At 54.5% G+C, this 11285-nt stretch carries 10 protein-coding genes; 7 read left to right on the forward strand and 3 right to left on the reverse strand.

What is annotated here, in order from left to right:
* Position 1 precedes the first annotated feature (1 nt).
* Both recG and TLL_RS03740 read right to left on the reverse strand, forming a co-directional pair.
* Positions 2-2416, reverse strand: coding sequence for an ATP-dependent DNA helicase RecG (recG, locus tag TLL_RS03735; RefSeq protein ID WP_011056582.1), 2415 nt, complete (start codon positions 2414-2416; stop codon positions 2-4).
* A gap of 15 nt (positions 2417-2431) precedes the next feature.
* The gene (locus TLL_RS03740; RefSeq protein WP_011056583.1) at positions 2432-3286 is read right to left on the reverse strand and encodes a hypothetical protein; all 855 of its coding nucleotides are present in this window, start codon (positions 3284-3286) and stop codon (positions 2432-2434) included.
* Between the two features lie 145 nt (positions 3287-3431).
* On the opposite strand from TLL_RS03740, the gene TLL_RS03745 reads away from it, so the two are divergent.
* The 7 genes from TLL_RS03745 to TLL_RS03775 all read left to right on the forward strand — a co-directional run bounded on the left by TLL_RS03745 (position 3432) and on the right by TLL_RS03775 (position 10712).
* Positions 3432-4253 carry an undecaprenyl-diphosphate phosphatase gene (locus TLL_RS03745; RefSeq protein WP_011056584.1) on the forward strand — a complete coding sequence of 274 codons (822 nt, stop codon included), beginning with the start codon at positions 3432-3434 and terminating at the stop codon, positions 4251-4253.
* Positions 4254-4465: 212 nt separating this feature from the next.
* Positions 4466-5251 carry an RNA polymerase sigma factor SigF gene (locus tag TLL_RS03750; protein ID WP_011056585.1) on the forward strand — a complete coding sequence of 262 codons (786 nt, stop codon included), beginning with the start codon at positions 4466-4468 and terminating at the stop codon, positions 5249-5251.
* Between the two features lie 19 nt (positions 5252-5270).
* The gene (ldpA, locus tag TLL_RS03755; RefSeq protein ID WP_011056586.1) at positions 5271-6299 is read left to right on the forward strand and encodes a circadian clock protein LdpA; all 1029 of its coding nucleotides are present in this window, start codon (positions 5271-5273) and stop codon (positions 6297-6299) included.
* Positions 6292-7995 (forward strand): R3H domain-containing nucleic acid-binding protein, encoded by a 1704-nt coding sequence (locus TLL_RS03760; protein WP_011056587.1) that lies wholly within the window; start codon positions 6292-6294, stop codon positions 7993-7995. The genes ldpA and TLL_RS03760 overlap by 8 nt, the downstream gene beginning before the upstream one ends.
* 248 nt (positions 7996-8243) lie before the next feature.
* Positions 8244-9275 carry a uroporphyrinogen decarboxylase gene (gene hemE, locus TLL_RS03765; protein WP_011056588.1) on the forward strand — a complete coding sequence of 344 codons (1032 nt, stop codon included), beginning with the start codon at positions 8244-8246 and terminating at the stop codon, positions 9273-9275.
* Entirely contained in the window at positions 9275-10222 is a 948-nt protein-coding gene (locus TLL_RS03770; RefSeq protein WP_011056589.1) for an NAD-dependent epimerase/dehydratase family protein, read from the forward strand. Before hemE ends, TLL_RS03770 begins: the two co-directional genes overlap by 1 nt.
* Positions 10223-10244: 22 nt before the next feature.
* On the forward strand, positions 10245-10712 hold the full coding sequence (locus TLL_RS03775) for an EVE domain-containing protein (protein WP_164920750.1): 468 nt from the start codon (positions 10245-10247) through the stop codon (positions 10710-10712).
* On the opposite strand, the gene TLL_RS03780 is transcribed toward TLL_RS03775, so the two are convergent.
* On the reverse strand, positions 10709-11251 hold the full coding sequence (locus tag TLL_RS03780; protein WP_011056591.1) for a hypothetical protein: 543 nt from the start codon (positions 11249-11251) through the stop codon (positions 10709-10711). The genes TLL_RS03775 and TLL_RS03780 overlap by 4 nt on opposite strands.
* Positions 11252-11285 lie beyond the last annotated feature (34 nt).

The following is an 11285-nucleotide window of genomic DNA, read 5'->3' on the forward strand; positions in this document are numbered from 1 at the left end:
TTTAGTTCATCATCGTCTCGAGGAGGCGATCGCGCCGTTGCTGGAGCACTGCTTGCAGCAGAGGATAGTTCCGTAACTCAGGATCCTGTGCGATCAGTTCACTCGCCGCCGATCGTGCCGCTTCTAGGCAATCTTGATCCTCAACAAGGCTAGCCAGAGCAAAGTCTGGTAATCCCGATTGCCGTGTCCCCAACACCTCCCCTGGACCCCGCAGCCGCAGATCCATCTCCGCAATAAAAAATCCATCCTGAGACTGAGCCAGCACATTCAGCCGTTGCTTGGCAGCATCATTGCGAGCACTATTGAGCAGCAGAAGACAATAGGACTGTTGGGCACCCCGCCCCACCCGTCCCCGCAGTTGATGGAGTTGCGATAGGCCAAAGCGTTCAGCATGTTCAATGAGCATCACCGTAGCATTGGGGACATCTACTCCCACCTCCACCACCGTGGTAGCCACAAGAATATCCAATTCCCCCTGGGCAAAGGCTTGAATCGTTGCATCCTTCTCACTAGATGCCATGCGACCGTGGAGGAGTCCCACCCGAAAATTGGGAAAAATCTCCGTTTGTAATCGCTGGTGCTCGGCAATGGCCGATTTCAAATCCAGTTTTTCCGATTCCTCAACCAAAGGCAGGATAATGTAGGCCTGACGCCCTTGGGCAACTTCACGGCGGATTAAATCGTAGGCACAGCAGCGATCGCCCCGTCCCAGGATGGTTGTTTGAATCGGCCGCCGACCGGGGGGCAACTCATCAATTTGACTAACCTCTAAATCTCCATGGAGAGTCAAAGCAAGAGTGCGGGGAATCGGTGTTGCCGTCATGGTCAGCACATGGGGCAGGACTCCCTTGGCCTGTAGCTTCGCCCGTTGCGCTACCCCAAAGCGGTGCTGTTCATCAATCACCACTAGACCGAGCCGCTGAAACCTCACCCCCTCTTGGATCAGAGCATGGGTCCCCACCAGCACCGGCAATTCCCCCGTTGCCAATTGATCGAGAATCTGGCGTCGCTTGGCCGTGCGTACAGACCCCGTGAGCAGTTCCACCGGCACATGGAGGGGGGTGAGCCACTCAAAGAGCTTGCGATAGTGCTGTTCTGCCAGAACCTCCGTGGGCGCCATCAGTGCCCCTTGGTAGCCGGACTGCACTGCCGCCAATAGGGCAATCACGGCCACAACGGTTTTCCCTGACCCCACATCCCCTTGGAGAAGACGATTCATGGGAATCGGCCGCTCTAAATCCGCCAAAATTTCCGCCACCACCCGCTGCTGTGCCCCTGTGAGCTGAAAGGGCAACCGTTGGTAAAACTGTTCAATGAGTTCCCCTTGGGGCTTGAGGGGGACACTGACCTGCTGTTGCTGCTGTCGCCGCCGTTGGAGTAACCCCAATTGCAGATAAAAGAATTCATCAAAAATCAGCCGCCGCCGTGCCAGACTCAGTTGAGTTTGATCTGGCGGAAAGTGAATGTAACGCAGCGCCGTGTCTAGGGGAATGAGTTGGTGATGCTGGCATAGCGCCTGCGGCAGCGGATCAGGATAGCCCTGCACCAAGGGTAGAACGCGAGCGACCGCACGGCGAATCACATCGGGAGATACCCCCTCCGTCAGGGGATAGATGGGCACAATCCGGCCAATGGTGAGGGAGTCTATTTCTGCCCCAGGATGCTCCAGCACTTCCAACTCTGGCTCCTCAAGGGTGAGGCCGTACTTCGTCTGCTTCACGAGGCCAGAGGCGGCCACAAGGGTCTGGGGGGCATAGAGGCGCTTTTGCTGTTCTTGCCATCCCCGTTGGGCATAGCGGGCACCGGCATAGAAACGAGTCAGGCGAATTTGGCCGGTGCGATCTTGAAGAATAATTTCTAGGATGGTTAGCTTGGCATTGCGGGGACTGGTAAAACACTTGCAGCGGCGGACTTGACCCACAAGGGTGACGGTCTCCCCAGCTTGGAGTTGCCGAATCGGGACTTGGCGGGCATAGTCAATGTGATCGCGAGGAAAGTAATAAATGAGATCCGCAACCGTATAAAGTCCGAGTTTTGCCAATTGGGCCGCAGTGCGATCGCCGACGACGCAGCGGAGCTGTTCGCCAATCCCATGCAGGGTTTTGAGCCCTTGATCGAGGGGACGGGGTCTTGGGGCTGAACGGGTCAGTTGTTGGTGGACATCGTGGAGCAGTTGGCGGGTTGTGACCACGAGGTGTTGGCGTTGGCTAGGGGACAGATCGTCGTAGCGGGCGTAGGCGGCCGCTGTTTCCTGCCAGCGATCGCGCACCTGAGGAGGCAGTTGTTGCAGAGGTGCTTGGGTTAACGCTTGGTGTAAATACTCATTGAACCGATAGGTATTGCCCTGAAGGTTACAAAAACCCCGCTCCGTTTCAATGGCAAGGGCGCGTTGTAGGCGTGGCCAGTCAAGGGACACAGGCGGCCTCCTTACCTAAGGTTCACCATCCATTGCTTCGGGAACACTCGCGGTCCCATTTGCAGCGTCATTGGCTTTCCACGTTTGCCACCATGCTCGACTGGCCTTGAGAACCAAATATTGCCGCTGCTTTTTATGGAGTTGCTTTTGCAACGTGGCCAGCCGCGCTTCCAGTTGGCGAATTTGACTGCGTTGATTGGCGAGGGGGGGGTGCTGAAACTCCAGTTCCTCAAGTTTCAAGTAAATGGCTGCCATGGGGTGGTGGCTGGCGGATTCCCTTGGGGACTCACTCGCATCTTGCTCCTGTTGGCCTTCCTCTTGCAGTTTCTGCTCATCTAACATCATGGTCAACAGGTGGGGAATCCGCCCTAGGGGACGATTTTCCGCCTGACTGGCAATCTCTAAAATTACCGCAATTGGGGCAGGCGGTAAGATAGCCGCCCGTTGCAGCAGATGGTTAATCTTGAGGGAACTTTGATAAAGGACTTGGCTCAATTGCTGCGGTAGGGAGAGGGATTCCTGTGCCTTCGTTGACTCTGCGTCTTCTTCCCCATTCCCCGCCTCTTGGGCTGGAGTTCGCTCGTCTTGGCGGCGCGGCTGTAGGCCGAGGATAGTATTTTCCAGGGCGATCGCCAGTTCAACAATCTGACGCTGCAGTTCCTGCTGCTCTGGAGCCTCAAGGGTCAAAAATTGCTCTGGAAAGACTTGGGTACACACCTGATAACTAACGGTGATCAACTGCTGACGGGCAATGGGGGCAAGCATCTCCAAGTAAACATCATAAAGCTGACGCATTTCCGCCAATGCGGTCAATAGCATCCCCTGCAACCCTAAAATTTCCTGCTCAACGGCTTCCAAGTTACCCGACATACAGGCCTAAACTGGCAAAACGGCAAAACAGTGCTGCTGCGTTTAACGAAGACTGTTTCTACAATCTATTACAAAATCTTGGCGAGGATAGCTTGTTGACCGACTCATGGCAAGATCATGGGGTTGCAAAGGTTGAGACACAAACGTGGATATTATTCTCTGGCTACAAGCAGTCATCCTCGGTTTGGTGCAAGGCATGACAGAGTTTTTACCCATTAGCAGTACCGCTCACCTGATTCTCTTTAGTGACCTGTTGGGCTGGAAAAGCATCTGGCATAAAACGGCCCTAGATGCAATGCAGTTTGGTAGTGTAATTGCGGTTTTGGGATACTTTTGGCAGGATATTCACCAAATTGTCCAAGGGTCTTGGCAGGCATGGCAGCGGCGGGATTGGCAGCGGGAAGAGTGGAAGCTATTGCTTGGTATTACGGTAGGTACGATTCCCGCATTAGCCGCAGGACTCCTTCTAAAATTGGCCAAAGTAGAGTTGGATCGGCCTCAGATCATTGCCACGATGGCGATCGCCATGGCGATTCTTTTGGGACTGGCAGAACAATGGGGTTCCCGTAAACGCACCTATCAAGACATTGGCATTTTAGATGGCTTTCTAGTGGGGTGTGGCCAGATGATTGCCCTGCTGCCGGGAGCTTCACGTTCAGGCTCCACCCTAGCCGCAGCTCTAGCTTTGGGACTAGAGCGGCCAACAGCGGCGCGCTTTTCCTTTCTGTTGGGCATTCCTACCCTGACGATCGCCACCCTTGTCCAAGCTAAAGATGTCTTTGATGAGGGGACGCTGTTGATTCCCCTTGTGATAGCGACACTCTCAAGTATGGTTTTTTCCTATCTGGCGATCGCTTGGCTATTGCAATTTCTCCAACGCCATTCCACTTGGGTCTTTATCTGGTACCGCATTGGCTTGGGCAGTGCATTGTGGGGGGCGATCGCCCTCGGTAGTCTGCAAAGCTAAGGGACAAGTTTAGCAAATTAGCAAAATTTAACCTTATCTGTGGTCAAGATCACAGGGAAATGAGGGATATCTGAGCATACTAGGTGTGGGATAGTGAAAGTAGGGAAGCTGCCCAGGGGGCGATCCCTATCCAAGTCAGTCCAGCCAGTCAGATGCACCTGCCTCTGCTGATTTTGTTTTGGCCACAGTAGGGAAACCCAAGGGTCTATTCTATGTCCAGCACGACAGCCAATACTGACCTAAAGCATTCCACCCTTTCGCTGTTGCAGGCATACCGAGACAACCCTGCCCCCGAATTGCGGAATCGCCTTGTTGAGTTGAACATAGGATTGGTACGCAAGGAAGCCCATCGCTGGGTACAGTGCACCCAAGAAAGCTTTGACGACCTCATGCAAGTGGGCACTCTGGGTCTGATTCGCGCCATTGAACGCTTTGACCCAACTAAGGGAGTGGCCTTTAGTTCCTTCGCGATTCCCTATATTCGGGGTGAGATTCAACACTACCTGCGGGACAAGAGTCCCCAAATTCGCCTCCCCCGACGTTGGCAAACATTGCAAAGCCAAGGAAAGCGAGTCATTCAGGAATTACGCCAACAACTGGAGCGCCCCCCCACCGATAGCGAAATTGCCCAAGCCCTCGATGTCCCCCTTGAGGAATGGCAAGCGGCAAAATTTGCCAGCTACCACACCACCCCTGTCAGCCTTGATGCTCCCACCTTTGAGGGGGAGGAAGAGTCCGTTGCCCTCGGTGACATCCTGCCCGATCAACGGTACCAAAGTTTTCAACTGGCCGAGGAAGACCGTATTCGTTTGCAGCAGTGTCTGCGCAAATTGGAAGCTCGCACCTGTCAAATTCTGGAATTTGTCTTTTTGCGTGATTTGAGTCAAAAAGAAACCGCTGAACTTTTGGGCCTCAGTGCCGTCACGGTCTCTCGGCAGATTAAAAAAGGCCTCCAAGCCCTACAGCAGATGATGCGTCACGACGACGCTGAATCCTGAAAATGCATAAAATATATCCATGGCTGATTTTGCTGCCCCCCTAGCGGCTTTAGCGGCACATCGTTGGTTCAAACTCATTAACGGTGCCAGTTTCCAAGATGTTGCCCAAATTTATAACCTGACGTTGGCCTATGCCCTTGCAGGGGCTGATTGTATCGATGTGGCCGCCGACCCTGCGGTGATTTACGCAGCCAACGAGGCCCTGACCGTTGCCGCCAGCCTTGGTGCCACTCGCCCCCTACTGATGGTGAGCATTAACGATGGGGCGGACCCCCATTTTCGGAAGGCCAGATTTGATCCAAGTCGCTGTCCGCCAGGGTGCGATCGCCCCTGTGAACGCATTTGTCCTGCGGAGGCGATTCGTTTTCATGAACAGGTGCAAGGGGTGGTGCGCGATCGCTGTTATGGCTGTGGCCGCTGTTTACCCCTGTGTCCCTGGGGGTTGATTAGCACCGATGAGCAACCCGCAGTATTTGAAGACATCACGCCCCTGATTAGGGCTGGCACAATCCAAGCCCTCGAAATCCACACCCAACCCCAACGTTACCGTGCCTTTGAGGAGCTTTGGCAGCGAGTGCACCCTTGGGTACCCTATTTGCAAGTGCTGGCCATCAGTTGTCCCCAAGGGGAGAGGATAATTGACTATTTGCGTTGGATCAATAGGCAGATTCAACCTTTGGCCTGTGCTCTCATTTGGCAGGCAGATGGCCGTCCCATGAGTGGCGATATTGGCGATGGCACAACGCGAGCCACCATTCAATTTGGTCAGGCGATTTTGGGGGCAAACTTACCCGGATTTGTGCAGTTGGCGGGCGGCACAAATGGTCATACGGTTGCTAAACTCAGGGCAATGGGACTATTAGCCCCAGGGGGAATTGCTGGTGTTGCCTATGGTAGTTATGCCCGCAAACGCCTTGCCCCTTTCCACGCGATCGCCGACCAACCCTGGCAAACTGTTCCTGCTGTCCTTGCAGCGGCTGTCGCTGAAGCAGCCAGCCTTGTTTCTCCGTTGAAATCTGTCCCGTCACTCTCTGTGCCCTATGGTTGAATTGACTGCTGGACAACGCCAAGTCACTGACGATCTCGATCAGTTATTAGCCATCCTACCGCCGCCCCTTGGACAGTCCCTCACCGATCATCCGCAGCGGGAAGAACTCCTAGAAATTGTGCTAGATTTGGGACGATTGCCGGAAGCGCGGTTTATCCACAGCACCCAATACCTTGCCGAGACCCCCGTCAGCCGTGAGATGTTGCAATATGCCGTGGATCGGGTGGGCGAGTTTAGTGGTGACAATCGCGCTGGGATTGAGCGTACGCTGCACCGTATTAGTGCCCTGCGCAATCGCCAAGGAACAATTATTGGCTTGACCTGCCGGGTGGGGCGAGCGGTCTTTGGCACCATTGGCATGATTCGCGACTTAGTTGAAAGTGGCCAGTCCATTTTGCTCTTGGGGCGTCCGGGGGTCGGTAAAACAACGGCTCTACGGGAAATTGCCCGCGTCCTGGCAGATGAGTTGCACAAGCGGGTGGTGATTATTGACACCTCCAATGAAATTGCTGGCGACGGTGATATTCCCCATCCGGCCATTGGCAAAGCACGGCGAATGCAGGTGGCACGGCCAGAACTGCAGCATCAGGTGATGATTGAGGCGGTGGAAAACCACATGCCCCAAGTGATTGTCATTGATGAGATTGGCACAGAACTAGAGGCCTTAGCGGCACGCACCATTGCTGAGCGAGGCGTACAACTGATTGGGACTGCCCACGGCAACCAAATTGAGAACCTGATGAAAAACCCCACCCTCGCGGATTTGGTGGGGGGCATTCAATCGGTCACCCTTGGCGATGAGGAAGCACGGCGGCGGGGCACCCAAAAGAGTGTTCTTGAACGCAAAGCACCACCCACCTTTCAAATGGCCGTGGAAATGCTAGAGCGCGATCGCTGGGTTGTGCATCTCGATGTGGCCGCCAGTGTGGATCTCCTGTTGCGGGGTCGCCAGCCAGTTCCCGAAATTCGTAGCATTGCTGCCGATGGCTCAGTGGTGATTAGTCGCCCTGAACCTGCCCCCCAGCGATTGGAAGTCAAATCTGTGCCTGAGCGTCCCTCCTGGCGTGAGAGTGGCCAGATGTTACCCGTCGTTGATGCCAACAAAGAACCCCTGCGGGCGAATTTTGCCCAATTACTCGAAGCGACATTGGATGCCCCCACGGTCGGTCCAAATGGTGAAGAGCTCCCCCTCCACGTCTTTCCCTACGCCGTCAGCCGCCATCATTTGGAGCAAGCAGTTCGCACCCTGAACCTGCCCATTATTGTCACTAAGGACATTGATCAAGCGGATGTGATTTTGACGCTCCGCTCCCATCTTAAGGGGGAAAGCAAACTGCGTCACCTTGCCCATATTCACCATCTCCCCATCCATGCCATCAAAGCCAACAGTATGGCGCAAATTGTTCGGGGACTACGGCATCTGCTGGGCATTGAAGATCCCAGCCCCGCAGAATCGGCTGATCTGTCCCTCTTTAGTCCAACGGGGAGTGATGATGAATTAGAAGCCCTTGAAGAGGCGCGCTTAGCGGTGGAAGAAATTGTTATTCCCAAGGGGCAAGCGGTGGAGCTACTGCCGCGATCGGCCAAGATTCGGCGGATGCAACACGAGTTGATTGAGCACTACCAGTTGACCTCCTGTAGCTTTGGTGAGGAGCCAAACCGGCGGCTGCGGATTTACCCCAATCTCTCTCGTTGATTAGGTGGGGGAAGTAACTCACTCCTGCAAAAAGACCCCTAGGGGGTCAGCATTTTTCAAGGATGGGCAATCGGCTCCGCCGCATGTCAAGCAAGGGAATTCTCTTCTTAGGGTGTGGGAGCGATCGCCCCCTAGGGTATGATTGTAGGGTTAAACTCTGTGAATCGCAGGCAACACCTGAGTGCAATAGGGCTTGCTGAGCGACTCCTGCAGAGCGATGGAAAACGATTGGAATTACACATTTTAGGATGACCACCCCTTTACTCCTACGTGCTGCCCGTGGTGAAAGCGTTGAGCGTCCCCCCATTTGGCTGATGCGGCAAGCTGGGCGCTACATGAAGGTCTATCGTGACCTGCGCGATCGCTACCCCTCGTTTCGCCAGCGATCGGAAATTCCTGAACTGGCTATTGAAATTTCGCTGCAACCGTTTCGCGCCTTTGCTCCCGACGGTGTGATTCTCTTTTCGGACATTCTCACCCCCTTGCCTGGGATCGGCATTCCCTTTGACATTGTTGAAAGTAAAGGACCGATCATTGATCCGCCCATCCGCACCCTAGAGCAGGTGCAACACCTCCATCCCCTGGAGCCAGAGGCGGCTTGTCCCTTTATTCGTCCAATTCTGGCGACACTGCGCCAAGAAGTGGGCGATCGCGCCGCAGTACTGGGGTTTGCCGGTGCCCCCTGGACCCTTGCCGCCTATGCCATTGAGGGCAAAAGCTCTAAGGACTACATCCAAATTAAAACCATGGCCTACCGCGAGCCAGACCTGCTCCACAAATTCCTAAACCATTTGGCCACGGCCATTGCTGACTACCTCTGCTATCAAATTGACTGTGGCGCCCAAGTGGTGCAACTTTTTGACTCCTGGGCAGGTCAACTCAGCCGTCAGGACTACGACACCTTTGCGTTTCCCTACCAAAAGCAGGTGATCCAGCAGGTCAAAGCGGTCTATCCTGATGTGCCCATCATCCTCTACATCAATGGCAGTGCTGCAATTGTGGATCGCATGGCAGCAACGGGAGTAGACATTGTCAGCCTCGACTGGACCGTTGATCTTGGCACCATTCGTCAGCAGTTTCCCCCAAGTGTTGGCCTGCAGGGAAATTTAGACCCTGTGATCCTCTTTGCGCCGCAGCCAGTCCTCAAAGAGCGGTCTTTGGCCATCATTGAGGCGGGCCGCAAGGGAAAATATATCTTTAACCTGGGCCATGGCGTTCTTCAAGGTACCCCTGAGGAAAATGTGGCCTTTCTCTTTGACTGGGTGAAGTCCCTCGCCTAATGCGAATTCTCATCACCGGTGCCAATGGCTGCATTGGTCAATACATTTCTGAGGCCCTGATCCAACAGACGGATCATGAGTTGTTTTTACTGGTGCGGGATCCGTCACGCTTATATATTGATCCTCGCCAGCGATCGGGGGTGAATGTGGTTCAGGCAGATTTGATGGATCTAGCGCCGTTGGAACCGCTACTACCCACCTTTGATGTGGCCATCCTGACGGCAACCGCCTGGGGGGGGAGTAATGTCTTTGCCATTAACTACGAGCAAACCTGCCAGCTCCTCAGACAACTGGATCCGCAACGCTGCCAGCGGGTATTTTATTTTTCAACAGCCAGTATTCTCAATCATCAGATGCAACCCCTGCCGGAGGCTGGTACCCTAGGCACGGACTATATTCGCTCAAAGTATGCCTGCCTTCAGGCCATTGAGGAATTGCCTGTGGCCGATCGCCTGATTGAACTTTTTCCAACGATGGTTTTTGGCGGTGGCCCCGATGGCAAGCGTCCCTCCTTTATCACCGCAGGCATGGGGGAAGTCCTCAAGTGGTTGTGGCTGGCTCGCTTTTTCCGCGCCGATGCCAGTTTTCACTTTATCCATGCCCGTGATATTGCCCAAGTGGTTCTTTACCTATTGCAGCATCCGGAGTATCCGGTACCGCGCCGCGTCGCTCTGGGTAACCCGCCAATCACTGTCAATGAGATGCTGGCGCAGTTGTGTGCCGCTGCCAAGCTCCGCGTCTATGGCCAAATCCCCTTGACCTTGCCAGTGATCAACTTCCTTGTGCGCGTGTTTCGCGTGCAGATGTCCCCTTGGGATTATTTCTGCTTGAACTACCGCAACTTTACCTATGAGACGCTTCTCAATCCTCAGGCCTTGGGGCTAACTCCCTACTGTGGGACGGTGGCGGATTTGCTACGCTGTAGTATGGGCACAGCAGACCTCTAAACCGCTAGTTAGAGACTCTTTGATGGCAGGCATTTGGTTACTGAAGTCGGAACCTAGCGTTTTTTCCTGGGAGGATTTGAAGGCAGCTCCACAACAAACCACCTGTTGGGAAGGGGTGCGCAACTACCAAGCCCGCAATTTTATGCGCGATCACATGCAGGTGGGCGATCGCGTGCTTTTCTACCACAGTAATGCCAACCCACCGGCAATCATGGGCATTGCTGAAGTTGTCAGGCCCGCCTATCCCGATCACTTTGCTTGGAACCCCGACAGTCCCTACTTTGACCCCAAAAGCACCCCTGACAATCCCCGCTGGTTGATGGTGGATATCCAGTATCGCCGTGACTTTTTGCCCCCACTTCCGCTGTCGGAACTGCGGCAAACCCGCGGCCTTGAAGGGATGCTGCTGCTGCAAAAGGGCTGCCGTCTTTCGGTCCAACCGGTTACTGAATCGGAGTGGCAAATTATTCTCAGCTTGCGATCGCCCTAGGGTTGACGAGACAGAGGGCGCAGATAGGGTAAATTTTTGGCGTGGCGATCGCTGGAATACTGGAAACCAAAATCCGCATACTCGGCAGTATTCACCAGTCGCCGAAAGGCAGATAAGCCAATCCGCCGTTTGCCATCGAGGCTGCTCACCTTGGAGTGGGGATTGTTGAGGTCTCCCCCTAGGCGTTGAAAAGCCTCTTCGGGAGTCAGCCACTCTCTGTTGGGATCACCGCTGGGAATTTTCTCCTCAAGGTGTTGCAGCTTTCTCACCAAGCTCTCCCAGAGATTGCGGCGAGGCTGTTGCTGCTGAGAACGGGAGCTCAGCGATCGCCACAATAGCTGCAGTCGCACCCCCAAATACTGGAAAAAACGTTTGATCAACCGCGCGAGCTGATTCAATAGCAGCGGTAACCCCGTTGGCGGTGGTGGGGAGGATCGCTCAACGACAACCGTACTCCAGCCGCAGGCACTACACACTTGGCGACCAGAGGACAAGGGTTTCCCTAAACGGGCGCCACAGCGTGGGCAAGTTTCCAGCATGATTCCAGTATGAATGACGTTTTACCGCGGATAG

The organism is Thermosynechococcus vestitus BP-1 (assembly GCF_000011345.1).
Taxonomy (GTDB): domain Bacteria; phylum Cyanobacteriota; class Cyanobacteriia; order Thermosynechococcales; family Thermosynechococcaceae; genus Thermosynechococcus; species Thermosynechococcus vestitus.